The organism is Citricoccus nitrophenolicus (genome assembly GCF_047305825.1).
In the GTDB taxonomy this organism is placed as follows: domain Bacteria; phylum Actinomycetota; class Actinomycetes; order Actinomycetales; family Micrococcaceae; genus Citricoccus; species Citricoccus nitrophenolicus.
The window spans coordinates 91,041-104,179 of record NZ_CP063070.1 but is presented as its reverse complement, the minus strand read 5'-3'; the positions used below and the strand labels follow the sequence as shown (position 1 = coordinate 104,179).

12 protein-coding genes are annotated in these 13,139 nt (G+C 68.9%); 6 read left to right on the top strand and 6 right to left on the bottom strand.

What is annotated here, in order from left to right; translation table 11 throughout:
• Positions 1 to 67: 67 nt before the first annotated feature.
• The 4 genes from IMT31_RS00515 to IMT31_RS00500 all read left to right on the top strand — a co-directional run bounded on the left by IMT31_RS00515 (position 68) and on the right by IMT31_RS00500 (position 3,926).
• On the top strand, positions 68 to 1,015 hold the full coding sequence (locus IMT31_RS00515; RefSeq protein ID WP_413543412.1) for an alpha/beta hydrolase: 948 nt from the start codon (positions 68 to 70) through the stop codon (positions 1,013 to 1,015).
• Positions 1,012 to 2,481: an alcohol acetyltransferase gene (locus IMT31_RS00510; RefSeq protein ID WP_413543411.1), complete on the top strand. Its 1,470-nt coding sequence runs from the start codon at positions 1,012 to 1,014 to the stop codon at positions 2,479 to 2,481. Before IMT31_RS00515 ends, IMT31_RS00510 begins: the two co-directional genes overlap by 4 nt.
• Positions 2,478 to 3,155 carry a DUF6320 domain-containing protein gene (locus IMT31_RS00505; protein WP_413543410.1) on the top strand — a complete coding sequence of 226 codons (678 nt, stop codon included), beginning with the start codon at positions 2,478 to 2,480 and terminating at the stop codon, positions 3,153 to 3,155. The genes IMT31_RS00510 and IMT31_RS00505 overlap by 4 nt, the downstream gene beginning before the upstream one ends.
• A gap of 105 nt (positions 3,156 to 3,260) precedes the next feature.
• Positions 3,261 to 3,926, top strand: coding sequence for a hypothetical protein (locus IMT31_RS00500; RefSeq protein ID WP_413543409.1), 666 nt, complete (start codon positions 3,261 to 3,263; stop codon positions 3,924 to 3,926).
• Here the strand turns inward: IMT31_RS00500 and IMT31_RS00495 are convergent.
• The gene (locus tag IMT31_RS00495) at positions 3,859 to 5,010 is read right to left on the bottom strand and encodes a N(5)-(carboxyethyl)ornithine synthase (RefSeq protein ID WP_413543408.1); all 1,152 of its coding nucleotides are present in this window, start codon (positions 5,008 to 5,010) and stop codon (positions 3,859 to 3,861) included. The two genes, IMT31_RS00500 and IMT31_RS00495, sit on opposite strands and share 68 nt — an antisense overlap.
• Positions 5,011 to 5,057: 47 nt before the next feature.
• Positions 5,058 to 5,462: an MmcQ/YjbR family DNA-binding protein gene (locus IMT31_RS00490; protein WP_345361783.1), complete on the bottom strand. Its 405-nt coding sequence runs from the start codon at positions 5,460 to 5,462 to the stop codon at positions 5,058 to 5,060.
• Between the two features lie 123 nt (positions 5,463 to 5,585).
• On the opposite strand from IMT31_RS00490, the gene helR reads away from it, so the two are divergent.
• Both helR and IMT31_RS00480 read left to right on the top strand, forming a co-directional pair.
• Positions 5,586 to 7,775, top strand: a complete 2,190-nt coding sequence (gene helR / locus IMT31_RS00485; protein WP_413543407.1) for an RNA polymerase recycling motor ATPase HelR — start codon at positions 5,586 to 5,588, stop codon at positions 7,773 to 7,775.
• Positions 7,776 to 7,818: 43 nt separating this feature from the next.
• Positions 7,819 to 9,342, top strand: a complete 1,524-nt coding sequence (locus IMT31_RS00480) for an asparagine synthase-related protein (protein WP_413543406.1) — start codon at positions 7,819 to 7,821, stop codon at positions 9,340 to 9,342.
• A gap of 57 nt (positions 9,343 to 9,399) precedes the next feature.
• Here IMT31_RS00480 and IMT31_RS00475 read toward each other — a convergent pair whose 3' ends face one another.
• The 4 genes from IMT31_RS00475 to IMT31_RS00460 are packed head-to-tail and all read right to left on the bottom strand — an operon-like array spanning position 9,400 to position 13,063.
• Entirely contained in the window at positions 9,400 to 10,347 is a 948-nt protein-coding gene (locus IMT31_RS00475) for a glycine betaine ABC transporter substrate-binding protein (RefSeq protein WP_413543405.1), read from the bottom strand.
• A 33-nt stretch (positions 10,348 to 10,380) separates the two neighbouring features.
• On the bottom strand, positions 10,381 to 11,211 hold the full coding sequence (locus tag IMT31_RS00470; RefSeq protein WP_413543404.1) for an ABC transporter permease: 831 nt from the start codon (positions 11,209 to 11,211) through the stop codon (positions 10,381 to 10,383).
• Positions 11,208 to 12,422: a betaine/proline/choline family ABC transporter ATP-binding protein gene (locus IMT31_RS00465; RefSeq protein WP_413543403.1), complete on the bottom strand. Its 1,215-nt coding sequence runs from the start codon at positions 12,420 to 12,422 to the stop codon at positions 11,208 to 11,210. Before IMT31_RS00465 ends, IMT31_RS00470 begins: the two co-directional genes overlap by 4 nt.
• Positions 12,419 to 13,063: an ABC transporter permease gene (locus tag IMT31_RS00460; protein WP_413543402.1), complete on the bottom strand. Its 645-nt coding sequence runs from the start codon at positions 13,061 to 13,063 to the stop codon at positions 12,419 to 12,421. The genes IMT31_RS00465 and IMT31_RS00460 overlap by 4 nt, the downstream gene beginning before the upstream one ends.
• Between the last annotated feature and the right edge of the window lie 76 nt (positions 13,064 to 13,139).

Below are 13,139 nucleotides of genomic sequence, written 5' to 3'. Positions count from 1 at the left end.
TGGCCCTTTAGGCTGGGTGCATGGACCTGATCTCCGACCAGACGGCCGACCCGACCCTGCCCCTCCCGTGAACCGGCTGTCCCGGGCGGTACTGGGCCTGTTCGCCGCGCCGCGGATCAATATGCGGGAGGACTATGGGAAGGTTCGGAGGGTGCAGCAGCGCCTGGCCGCGTTGACCGGACCGCGGTACAGGACCGCCTACCGGCAGACGGTGGCGGAGGTCGCTGGCCGGGCGGTTCCGGTGCGGGTCTTCCAGCCCAACCGGAAGCGGCGGGACGACGTGCTGCTGTTCTTCCACGGCGGCGGGTGGGTCACCGGCGACATCGAGAGCTACACCCCGGCGAGCGCCACGATGGCCGAGCTCACCGGATGCGTGGTGGCCTCCGTGGACTATCGTCTGGCACCGGAGTATCCGTTTCCGGCAGGTCTCCAGGACTGTTACAACGTCACTCGGATCCTGCTGGAGGAGCCGCACCGTGCGGGCATCGAGTCGGCGGAGAAGGTGGTCCTGGTCGGCGATTCGGCCGGGGCGAACCTGGCTGCGGCGGTCTCCCTCATGCTCCGTGACGAGGGCCTGCGCACGGCCGACCGGCAGGTCCTGCTGTACCCGGTGACCCACTGGGACCATGACCCGAAGACCTCGCCGTTCGCCTCGGTCCGCCACCACGGCGAGGCCTACCGGCTCACCAACACGGAGGTCCAGGACTACCTCGACCTCTATGTGCCCGACCCCTCCCAGCGCCGGAATCCCCTCGTGGCCCCGCTGATGGCCACGGACCTGTCCGGGCAGCCGGCCAGCCTCGTCATCACCGCCGAGCTCGACCTGCTCTGTGACGAGGGCGAGGAGTACGGGCGTGCCCTGCGCGCGGCCGGCAACGAGGTGCGCATCCACCGGGTGGACGGTGCGTTGCACGGGTTCATCGCCCTGCCCCGGTTCTCCCGCTCCCTCCGGGAGGCATACGAGGTCATCAACGACTTCCTGGACGAGGTGCCCAGCCAGCAGGAGCCGGCATGACGGGGCGGACCTGGGTCCGACTGGACAATGCCTCCAACATCTTCCTGGCGGCCCGTACCGATGCGGACCCCAAGGTCTTCCGACTCAGCGCCGAGACGGACCACGAGGTGGATCCGGAGCTTCTGCAGCTGGCCCTGGACGAGACCTACGAGCAGTACCCGCTCTACCACGCGGTGTTGCGCCGCGGGGTGTTCTGGTACTACCTGCAGGACTCCGATCTCCGGCCCCGGATCACCGGCGAGGAGCTGCACACGTGCGCGCCGATCTACCGGGCGGACCGGCGCAACCTGCTGTTCCGCGTCACGCACCACCTCAGGCGCATCAATCTGGAGGTGTTCCATGCCCTCTCCGACGGCACCGGTGCCCTGTGGTTCCTCTCCGATCTGGTGACGGCCTACCACCGGCTGCGGTATCCGGAGGACCAGCCCCCGCAGGCCGGGAAGGCGCGGCCCGGGGGCCCCGGCGGCGCTGATGCCACCACCGTGGACCGCGAACCGGTGGGCTCCGATCCGGCGCGGGAACTGACGGGTGACAGCTTCGCGGAGTACTTCCGCCGGGACGCCGCACCGGCGGCGCTCACGGTGGTGGATGCCGGGCAGAGCACAGTGGCCGGCAGCCCGCCGCCGGACGCGGGCCGGGGCAGTCAGCATGGGGCCACGGCATCGGCCCCGGCGCCACAGCCAGGACGAGGGGGTCAGCGCCAGCCGCGCGTCTACCACGTCCGTGGCACGCGCACCCCGGACCACCGCACTCGGGCCGTCGAACTCACGCTGCCGGCGCAGGATGTGCTGGCGCTGGCCCGCGCGGAGGGGGTGTCCCTGACCATGTACCTGACGGCGTTGTTCTTCGACTCCATCCACCGGTCCTCCGGCGGGATGGGCAGACACCGGACCATGGCGGCATCCGTTCCGGTGAACCTGCGCCAGTTCTTCCCCTCCACCTCGGCGCGGAACTTCTTCGCCACCGTGCGCGTGGAGCACACCTATGGGCGGGGCGCGGACGGCGTCGGAGAGATCGCCCGGTCATTGGAGGCACAGTTCCGTCCGAAGGCCACGCCCGAAGCCCTGGAGGCGAAGCTGCGGCGGTTCATCCGCTTCGAGCGGACGCCCGTACTCCGGGTACTGCCCCGTCCGCTGAAGGATGTGGCCCTGGGGCTGGTGAACCGCGTCAACAACCGCAGCCTGACCGTGGCGATCTCCAATATGGGCCGCGTGAGCCTGCCCGAGCCCGCCGAGACCCACGTCAGCAGGATGTTCCTGCATGTCTCGGCGGCCCGGCCCCAGTTCTGTGTGGTCTCCCACGCCGGGCTGCTGACCGTGAGCTTCTCCTCCCCCTACACGGAGACCGGCCACATCCGGGAGTTCGCCCGGGCGCTCAGCGGCCACGGCGTGGACGTGGGCGTCGCGGCGGTGCGGGTCACCGAGGCCGAGCTCGCGGAGGTAGAGCACGCAGAGGCCGCCCCGTGAGCCGCTGTGAGCAGTGTGCCGTCAGGATCGAGGGCGGCTGGACGCGGTGCCCGCTGTGTTCGGCGCCGGTCACGCCACCGGATGCAGGCGGCCCGGCCCGGAGCCCCCTGGCGGTCATCCCGCTGGCCTTCTCCCGGCGGCGGGTGCTCAAGGTCCTGACCCTGGTCTCGCTCGCCCTGGTTCTGGGCTCGTTCACCGCACAGTTGCTCTTCGGGCAGGATGTGGACGGTCTGGGAGTCCTGCGATCCGTCTGGCTGGGGGTCAGCGCCATGTGGTTGGTGGTGCTGATGGCCGTGCGTCAGCGGCGCAACATCGCCAAGAGCACGGCCTACCTCGTCCTCCTGGTCGGCCTGGTCTGCGTGTACTGGGACTATCTCGGCGGGTGGCCCGGGTGGTCCCTGACCTACGCCGTGCCCATCCTCTGCGCCTCCTCCATCGTCGCCCTGCTGATCACGGTCCGCGTCATGCGCATCGAAGTGGGCGAGCACATCCTCTACAGCGGGCTGACCGCCCTGCTGGGCCTGGCGCCGCTCGTCTTCCTCCTGCTCGGTGGCGTGACCCATCCCGTGCCGTCCGCGATCTGCGGGGCTCTGGCCCTCGTCGCCCTGGCCCTCATCCAGCTGGATCGCGGGGCTGCTGTCAAACACGAGCTCTCCAAACGTCTGCACGTGTAGCCGCGGGCGACGAGAGTCCCGAGCCGTGCACCGACACCAGAGGACCACGCAGAATCATCCCCTCGGGTGATGCCCGGCGCGGCACCGGCTCCTACCGTGGTCACCATGCAGCCCGCCCCGGCCCTGCCCACCCCTTCAACCCATCCCGCCGACTCCTCCCTTGGCGTGCTGGCCCTCGGTGTCCTCAACGTCGGCTCGTTGTTGCTGGGACCGTTGGCGCTGGTACAGCCCCTTCCCGCTCAGGAGACGGATCTGACCAGGTTGGCGGGGCTGCTGCTGATCCTGGCCTTCCTCAATGCCGTCCTGGCGTTGGCCCGGGCCGGAACCACGTCTCGGGTCATCGCGACGGGTCTTCTCTGGTGCACGGTGGCGACGAGCATCCATGTGGCGAGCTACACGCTGATCGGCACCTTGGGACGGACGTCCCCGGCGCACGGCGCACTGTTGTTGTCCCTGGCGGTGGCCGCGGTGGCCGGCTTCTGGCTGCTCAGGTCACTCGCGAGGAGCGCGACGCCAGCGGCCGTGTTGGGAGGGATCAGCGTGGTCAACCCCGCTGCGGCCGTGGCGCTGGGCACGGTGTTCCTCGGGACCCCGGGGAACATCGGCTGGGATGGCCTGGCCGGGTTGGTGGTGGCGGGCCTGACGGTGGCGTCCGGCGCCGGTCTGCTGGCCTGGGGCCGCACAGCGGATCAGACCAGGCCGATCAGGAACCCGGATGGGGATACTCCACCGCGCGGCCCTGGAACGCCAGGATCGCTGGGTTCTGGATGACGCCTTCGCGAACTTCGATGGCCCGGTAGATGGTCTCACTGGTGTCCCAGCCCTTGGGTCCGGTCATGACGGTGCTCAGGAACGGCAGGAGCGCGTCACTGATCTCCCAGCTGGCCGAGTTCCACAGATACGAGGGACTGTGGTCCACCGAGTAGTGGTTGATGTTCCGGCCCACCGTGAACATGGGGTCGGCGAAGCTGGTGGGGCGTGCCCACTCGAAGGCCATGCCCTCGTCACAGGAGACGTCCACGATGAGGCTGCCCGGGCGGAATGCCTCCAGATCCCCGCTGCGCAGGTACAGGAGGGGGGCGTTGGGATCCTGCAGGGTGCAGTTCACCACGATGTCGCCCTCGGCCAGGAAGGGCGCCAGTGGGACCCGCCCGCGGTCTTCGGTGATGACTTCACTGAGGTAGGGGCCGCCGTCGTGATCGAACTGGATCATGTGCGCGGAATGGATGGGCGAGGCAACAGAGGCGACCTTGCGATTCGTCAGCACCCGGACGTCGGAGATTCCGTGGGCCTTCAGCGCGGTGACGGCCCCGCGGGCGGTGGCGCCGAAACCGATCACCACGGCGCTCAGCCGGCGTCCGTAGTCGCCCGTGACACCGGTGAGCGAGAGGGCATGGATGACCGAGCAATACCCGGCCAGTTCGTTGTTCTGGTGGAAGACGTGTAGGGAGAAGCCGCCATCACCGGCCCAGTGGTTCATGGCTTCGAAGGCAATCAGCGTCAAACGCCTGTCAATGGCCTGTTGGGTCAAGGCTCGGTCCTGCACGCAGTGCTGCCACCCCCAGAGCGTCTGCCCCTCTCGGAGCTGTTCCAGGTCTGCGGCCTGCGGCTTGGCCAGCAGTACAGTGTCCGCGGCGGCAATGACCCCGGCCCGGTCGGTGACCCCGCCCACCAGCCGACGAAGGTCATCGTCCGGGTAGCCGAATCGATCGCCGTAGCCCCCTTCCAGGACCATCCTGCTACGCAGGGAGGGGTCGATGCGCTCCAGATGGTCCGGGTGGATGGCGACACGGTGCTCGTCGGTCTTGCGGGACGTGCCCAGCACACCCAGGACAGAGTCATTCGGTCTTCGCATGGTCTGCATCCGTTCTGCGGCGCCGCACTGACTCCGTAGTGCTCAGGCTATACCGGCCCGGCCGCACCGTCCCCGCGCGCACAGTGGCCTGGAACCGCCTCAGAGCCGAAGGCCTCGGGGTCCACCGGACGGACATGCCGTGGCAACTTCTCCACCACGAGGCGGTAGGAATCGAGCACGAGCTCGCCGAGGAGCGTGCCGGTGATGTTCTCACCACCCACCACGGTGATCCAGTGCCTCTTGTTCATGTGATAGCCGGGCGTGATCTCCGGGTAGGCCTGACGCAGGGCACCTGAGTCCTCGGGTTCCGCCTTGAGGTTCACGATGGGGACGCCGTCCAGCTCGGCCAGGAACATGAACATGCGGTCTTTGACCTTGTAGACATCGATGTCCGGGCCAAAGGGGTTCTGCACCGTCACCGCCGGGAACTGGAGGGCGGTCTCAGAACACATCCCATGAAGGTCGAGTCGACGCATATCCCCTCCGCACTTTCAGACTATGCCCCACCGGGGGCCTTGCCGCAAGGCCCCCCTACCCTGCCAGAATCAGCGGGTCTCGTCGAAGGAACCGCCCCCGTGAAGCCCACAGCACCACCTGTCCACACCTCAGTGTTCTCCCTCCCTGACCGCATTGCGGCCAAGGCCCTCCCGCGCCTGATCGCCGATGACGAGGCGCACTTCTCCGACCTCGCCGCCACCCTGCGGGAGAGGCTGGCCGAGGACTCCCAGCGGCTGGCCGCGCTGCGCCGCCAGCCGCGGGGCACCGGCGAGTACGCGCTCGAGCGCGATGCCAACATCCGCCGACTGTCCTCCCGCCTGAGACTGCTGGAACGGTTCGGCGTGGACCTGACCCTGGGCCGCATGGTGACCACAACGGGCCAGACGGTGTACCTCGGCCGGATGGGCCTGTCCGATGGCTCGGGCCGGCGACTGCTCGTGGACTGGCGCTCGCCAGCTGCCAAGCCGTTCTTCAGCGCCACCCACGCTCATCCGAACGGCCTGGTCAGCCGCCGTAGGTACCGCTGGACGCGAGGTTCCGTCACTGACTACTGGGACGAGGTCTTCACCCCGGAGGGGCTGGCGGATGCCGGGCGGGGTGCCGCCCTGGACGATCAGTCCGCCTTCATCGCCAGTCTGGGTACCCACCGCACGTCCCGGATGCGGGACGTGCTCGGAACCATCCAGGCAGACCAGGACGCCATCATCCGCGCTGGATCGCGCGGTGCCCTGGTGGTCGACGGCGGCCCGGGTACCGGTAAGACGGTGGTGGCCCTGCACCGCACGGCCCACCTGCTCTACGCCGAAGAGTCGCTCCGACGGGGCAGTGGCGGCATCCTGTTCGTGGGCCCCCATGAGCCGTACCTGGCCTATGTGGCGGACGTGCTGCCCTCACTCGGCGAGGACGGGGTGCTCACCACCACGGTGCTGGGGCTGGTCCCAGAGGGCGGCACCGTGCCCGCGGAGCCGGATGGGGCGGTGGCCGCACTCAAGGCCCGGCGGGATCTCGTGGATGCCGTGGAACCGGCCGTGGGACTGTACGAGGAGGCACCGCGGGAGGGTCTGCTGGTGACGACCCCGTGGGACGAGGTGTGGTTGTCCGCCGAAGACTGGGCCGAGGCCTTCTCTGGCCGCGATCCGTCCACGCCCCACAACGAGGCGCGGGAGGAGGTCTGGGCCGTCCTGCTGGAGATCCTCCTCGAGCAGCACGGGATGGACGAGGCCCCCGGAGCGGAGGCGGTGCGGGCTGCACTCGAGGCGAACGAAGGACTGCGGGAGGCCTTCGCCCGTGCCTGGCCACTGCTGCAGGCGGACCAGATCGTGGGCGACCTGTTCACGGTGCCCGCCTATCTGCGGCACTGTGCTCCCACCTGGACTGAGGATGAGGTCCGCGCCGTACAACGGACCGAGCCCCAGGCCTGGACGGCAGCGGACCTGCCGATCCTCGACGCGGCCCGGCGGAGGATCGGCGATCCCCGAGCAGGGCAACGGCGGCGCCGGCGCGAGAGGGCCCAGGCGGACCAGGCCGCGGTGATGGACCGTGTCATCGATGAGCTGGTGGCCGCCGACGACTCGGATCTGATGGAGATGACATCCCTACGGACCGCGGACATCCGGGAGCGGCTCGTGGAGCAGGGCACGACGATCCCCGAGGTGCGGGACCCGCTGGCCGGTCCGTTCGGCCACATCGTGGTGGACGAGGCCCAGGAACTCACCGACGCCGAATGGCAGATGCTCCTGGCTCGGTGCCCCTCTGGGAGTTTCACAATCGTGGGCGACCGTGCCCAGGCCCGGCACGGATTCACGGAGACCTGGGGCGAGCGGCTGGATCGCGTGGGGCACCACCACGTGGACCTGTCCGCCCTGAGCGTGAACTACCGCACTCCGCGGGAGGTCATGGCCGAGGCCGCCCCCGTGATCCGGCAGGTGCTGCCGGATGCCAACGTGCCGACGTCCGTCCGAGACGCCGGGGTGCCGGTCCACCACGGCACGGTTGACGAGCTGGACGGGGTGGTGCGCGCCTGGATGGACGAGAACCCGACGGGCGAGGGGACCGCCGCGGTGATGGGGGCACCGGAGTACGAGTCCCCGGTCGAGGCACGTGACCGGGTCAGGTCTATCAGCCCGGTCCTGGCCAAGGGACTCGAGTTCGACCTGGTGGTGCTGGTGAACCCCGGCAGGTTCGGTGCAGGCGTCACCGGAGCCGTGGACCGATACGTGGCGATGACCCGGTCCACCCATCGGCTGGTGGTGCTGGAGCAGGACTAAGGTGGAGTGGACTTCACGATTCTCGTCACAGAGGTGGTTGTCCATGTCAGGCATCGTCGCAGCCCACGGTCCCTTCGATCCCGGCAGGGGCCAGCGGATGCTGGACCGGCTCGCCCATCGGGGCCCGGACGGCTCCGGAACCCGGGAGCTCGGCCCCTCGTGGTTGGGCAGCAGGTACCTGTCCATCGTGGACCCGGTCTCCGGTGATCAGCCGCTGTCCGGCGGCCGAGCCCGGGAACTCTGGGTGGTGGGTGACGGCATGCTCCACAATCACCGGCGAATCCGGGAGCGGTTCGGCGCTGGCCGGTTCCACTCCGATTCCGATCTGGAGGCCGCTCTGGTCCTCGTGGAGGAGTTCGGCGCTCAGGCCTTCGAGCACCTGTGGGGGCCCTTCGCCCTGGTGGTGGCCTCCGGCGACGGCAGGTTCGTAGCGGCCCGGGACGTCCTGGGCCTGGCGCCCCTGTACTGGGTGCACGACGGCGGCACGGTGGTCTTCGCGTCTGAGCTCAAGGCCTTCGATGAGGACCAGCGACCTGAGGCGCGTCCCTTCCCGCCCGGTCATTGCTGGACCCCGGACGGTGGTCTGACCCCCATCCGCCGCTTCCCCGGCACCACCCCGGTGCTGCTCCAGAGCCGGGCCGAGGACGACGAGCCGCCCGCGTGGGTCTTCGACGCCCTCCGGGAGACGCTGATCCGGGCCGTCGACCGCAGCCTGGCAAGCCGCCACTCCCCCGGCGTGCTGCTCTCCGGTGGGGTGGACTCGAGCATCATCACGGCGATCGCCGCCCGGCGCCTCCAGGAGGACGGACGCGTCCTGAAGACCTTCGCCGTGGGGTTGGAGGACAGCGGTGATCTCGCCGCCGCACAGCTCGTGGCCCAGCACTGCAACACGGACCACCACGAGCTCGTCTACACGGCCGGTGATGCCATCGACGCCGTGCCGCGCGTGGTCGCCGGGCTCGAGTCCTTCGACCCCAAGTTGGTCCACTCCGCCGTCCCGAACTACTTCGTCTCGCGACTGGCCTCCCTGCACGCCAAGATCGTCCTGGTGGGCGAGGGCGCCGATGAGCTCTTCGCCGGATACAGCCACTACGGACGGCATCAGGACGGGGCCGAGCTGCACGCCGAGCTGCTCGAGACCCTGCAGGCCATGCACATCGGTGGATTGCAGCGGGTGGACCGCGTGGCCGGTGCCCTCGGCCTGGAGCCCCGCCTGCCGTTCCTCGACCTGGACATGGTGGAACTGGCCATGGCCCTGCCTCCGGAGTGGAAACTGGTGGGCCGGAACCGTCCTGCCAAGTGGCTCCTGCGGAAGGCCTTCGACGGATGGTTGCCGGACCAGGTCCTGTGGCGGCGCAAGGAGCAGTTCGGCGAGGGGACCGGGATGAACGACGTGTTGACCGAGCACTTCGGCCAGACCGTCAGCAAGGGCGAGCTGTCAGCCGAGGCGGGGACGCTGACCCCGCCGGTGCGCACCAGGGAGGAGCTGGCCTACCTGCGCCTGTTCACCGCGGCACTGCCCGGTGTCAACGCCCAGGAGACCGTCGGCCGGTTCGCCGAGGCCTGAGCCCCGCCCGAACCGGCCGCCGCGTCTCCCACCGGTGCACGCTCGCGCGCGCCGGCATCAACCGATGAGGCCCTGGTCCTGGAGCCACTCCTCGGCCACGTCCCGCGGGTTCTCGCCGTCCGTGTCCACCTTGCCGTTGAGCTCCATCATGGTCTCGTTGGTGAGCTGCTCCGAGATGGGCGCCATGATCTCCTCGATCTCCGGGTACTCGTCCAGCGTCTCCTGTCGCAGGGTCATGGCGCCCTGGTACTCCACGAAGAACTCCTCGTCATCCTCGAGGACCAGCATGTCGTTCGAGGCGATCCGCGCGTCCGTGGAGAAGACCTCGCCGAACTCGCAGGAGTCACCCACCTGGGTGTAGATCAGGTTCAGCTCGAGCTCGAGGACCTCGGAGAACTCGAAGCCGTAGGCATCCTCCAGGCCCGGCAGGCCGTCGTCCCGGTTGATGAACTCACTCGCAGCGCACACGCGGGCCTGGTCCGGGTTCTCATTGATGAACGCGGCGGCGTCAGACTGGGTCTGGAGCCCGTTCTCCTCCGCGAAGTCCTGCTTGACCGCAATTCGATAGGTGTTCTCGAACGGGGCCGGGTCCAACCACGCGATACCGTTCTCGGCGTCGGCCTCGGAGACGGAAGCGAACAGGTCCTCCGGTACCTCCTCGGTCGTGTTGCCGAGGATGTTGACCCAGCCGGTGCCGGTGTAGTCCCAGTAGAAGTCGATCTCGTCCGTCTCCAGGGCCTCACGCACCGTGGCGCTGCCGGAGATACCCGTCTGGTCCTCGATGCTGGCCCCGGCGTCCTCGAGGGCCAGGGACGTGATCTGGCTCAGGACCACGGACTCCGTGAACTCCTTGGAGCCGGCAGTGAGCTCTGCGCCCTCGAGCAGGCCGGCGTTGGGACCGTCCCCACCACCGTCACCGCCGCCGCAGGCGGTGAGCGTCAAGGCGGCCACGGCTGCCAGCCCGATGCCCCCGAGCAGGGTCTTGGTGCTCTTCTGGTTTCTCATGACAGTCCTCTTTCGGTGCGGTGCGGTCAGTGATCAGGCATGTTCGGTGCGCAGGCCCTTGGGCCTCAGCAGGTCCTCGGCCAGACCGGCGAGATAGTCGATGAGCAGGGCCAGCACAGAGGTCAGGACGGCGCCCACCACCTGGACCAGCACGCGGTTCGTGGTGAGGCCGGCCATGATGATCTCCCCCAGTCCGCCCCCGTTGATGTAGGCCGCCAGGGTGGCTGTTCCCACGTTGATCACCAGCGCGGTGCGAACGCCGGCCAGGACGACGGGCACGGCCAGCGGCAGCTCCAGGCGGCGCAGCACCTGCATCTTGGACAGCCCCATGCCGCGGCCGGCCTCGAGCACGTTCTCGTCCACCTGTTCCAGGCCGACCATGGTGTTCAGCAGCACTGGGATGATCGCGTACAGCACCAGGCCCACGATTGCGGCGTTGAAGCCCAGGAACAGGAACATCACGGCCAGCAGCACCAGCACGGAGATCGTCGGCACCGCCTGTCCGAGCGTCAACAGGGTGATGAGGTAGGGGCGGATGCGGCGGGCGAAGGGCCGGGTGAGCAGGATACCCAACGGCACGGCGATGACGAGCGTGATGGCCGTGGAGACGGCGGCGAGGGCCACATGCTCGCCCGTCGCATTGAGCAGCGAACCGGCGTTCAGGGATCTCGCCTCGATGGTGTCGAGCTCCTGGCCGCTGACATAGACGTAGAGCGCCACGAGCACCGCCACCAGGATGAGCGGCATGGTCAGGTAGCCCGGCCATCCGCGGCGGCGGACGGTGGGCGGGGTCTGGGTCACCACGTCGGCGTCTCGCACCTCGTTCGCCCCCGCCCGGGGGCCCGCGTCGGCTCCTATGCTCATGACCGCGCCTCCTCCTCCGTGAAGCTCGTACGGGCCTCCGCCACCGCCGAGGCGCGCATCGAGCGGATGGACTCGTTGATCTGGTCGATGTCCACCACCCCCTGGTAGCGGCCGTCCTCATCCACCACCACCGTGACGGCGTAGCGCGCGGAGATCAGTTCGTTGAGGGCATCGCTCAGGGTGGCGCGCGTCTGGACCACGGCCTGCGGAACCGTGCCCAGCCCCTCCAGGGTGGAGCCGGTGCCCCGGCGCAGGTCGTCCGCGCCGATCCACCGAGCCGGGCGACCCTCCGTGTCCAGGGAGAGCACCGCACCGTGGTCCGACTCCCGCAGCACCCGGTGGACCTGCTCCACGGAGTCCGCGGCAGACACGGTGGACCACGGAGCCAGCTCGATGTCCCGGACACGGGTCAGGCTCAGGCGCTTGAGCGAGGCCCCGCCACCGATGAAGTCCCGCACGAAGTCGTTGGCCGGGGCCGTCAGGATCCGCTCCGGGGTGTCGTACTGGGCGATCGCGGACCCCTCCTGCAGGATGGCGATCCGGTCCCCCATCTTGATGGCCTCATCGATGTCATGGGTGACGAACACGATGGTCTTGCGAACCTCGGACTGCAGCCGGAGGAACTCGTTCTGGAGGCGTTCGCGGGTGATCGGGTCGATCGCCCCGAAGGGCTCGTCCATGAGCATCACCTGGGGGTCACCGCCCAGGGCGCGGGCCACGCCCACACGTTGCTGCTGGCCGCCGGAGAGCTGCTTGGGGAAGCGATCCCGGTACTCCTCCGGGTCCATGTTGACCATGCGCAGCAGCTCGTCCACCCGGCTCCGGGTCCGCGCCGCGTCCCAGCCCAGCAGCTTCGGCACCGTCGAGACGTTCTCGCCGATGGTCAGATGGGGAAACAGGCCGGTCTGCTGGATGACGTAGCCGATCCGACGGCGCAGGTGGTCCGCATTCGTGGTGGTGACGTCCTCACCGTTCAGGACGATCCGCCCGGAGGTCGGCTCGATGATCCGGTTGATCATCTTCATGGTGGTGGTCTTGCCGCAGCCAGAGGGCCCCACGAGCACCACGATCTCCCCGGCGTGGATGTCCAGGGACAGCCCGTCCACGGCATTGCGCCGGGTCCCGGGGAACCGCTTGGTGAGGTCTTCGAGGCGGATCATGACCTCGGGCTGGGAGGCGGTATGCCCCGCGGCGGTGATCGGCTGGGTCATCGGATACCTCTCGAGGTCGTGAGCCGCTGGACGGCATAGAAGATCAGGTCGAAGAGCACGGCGAGCACGATGACGCCCAGGGTGCCTGCCAGCACCATGTTCACGGCCACAGGGGTGCCCACCCGGGCCAGGCCGGTGAAGATCATCTCCCCGTACCCCGGACCGTTGACCACCGCACCGATGGCGGCGATGCCCAACAGCACCAACGTGCTCACCCGGACGCCCGTGATGACCACGGGCCAGGCCAGGGGCAATTCGATCCGCAACAGGCGCTGCCGCCGGTTCAGCCCCATGCCCTGGGCGGATTCGATGACCGCCGGATCCACCCCGCGCAGCCCCGTGATGGTGTTGCGGACCACCGGCAGCAGGCCGTACATCACGAGAGCGAAGAGTACGGGCGGCCAGCCGAGTCCCAACGGCCCGAGCAGCAGGATGAACAGGGCGAAGGACGGGATGGTCAGGAACGTGCCGGTGAGCGCCAACACGAGCTCGCGGGGCCGCTCGGTGCGGTACGTCAGGATGCCCAGCGCCACACCGATCACGGTGGCGATGAGCACCGCCGCCGCGACGATCAGCGCATGGGCCAGCCCCATCTCGAGCAGATCGTCTGCCCGGTTCACCAGGAACTCGAGAAATTCCACCGCTCTCCCTTCACAGCCTTCTGGCCTTCACCGCATCGAACGGTGCCCCTGACTATAGTGGAGCCCCGTTCCCCGC

Excerpts from the sequence above, each read along its gene's own strand:
- IMT31_RS00490 (WP_345361783.1), bottom strand. The coding sequence starts at position 5,462 with ATGTGTTCTGAGACCGCCCTCCAGTTCCCGGCGGTGACGGTGCAGAAC.
- IMT31_RS00500 (WP_413543409.1), top strand. The coding sequence starts at position 3,261 with ATGCAGCCCGCCCCGGCCCTGCCCACCCCTTCAACCCATCCCGCCGAC.
- IMT31_RS00480 (WP_413543406.1), top strand. The coding sequence starts at position 7,819 with ATGTCAGGCATCGTCGCAGCCCACGGTCCCTTCGATCCCGGCAGGGGC.
- IMT31_RS00495 (WP_413543408.1), bottom strand. The coding sequence starts at position 5,010 with ATGCGAAGACCGAATGACTCTGTCCTGGGTGTGCTGGGCACGTCCCGC.
- IMT31_RS00475 (WP_413543405.1), bottom strand. The coding sequence starts at position 10,347 with ATGAGAAACCAGAAGAGCACCAAGACCCTGCTCGGGGGCATCGGGCTG.
- IMT31_RS00510 (WP_413543411.1), top strand. The coding sequence starts at position 1,012 with ATGACGGGGCGGACCTGGGTCCGACTGGACAATGCCTCCAACATCTTC.
- IMT31_RS00465 (WP_413543403.1), bottom strand. The coding sequence starts at position 12,422 with ATGACCCAGCCGATCACCGCCGCGGGGCATACCGCCTCCCAGCCCGAG.
- IMT31_RS00470 (WP_413543404.1), bottom strand. The coding sequence starts at position 11,211 with ATGAGCATAGGAGCCGACGCGGGCCCCCGGGCGGGGGCGAACGAGGTG.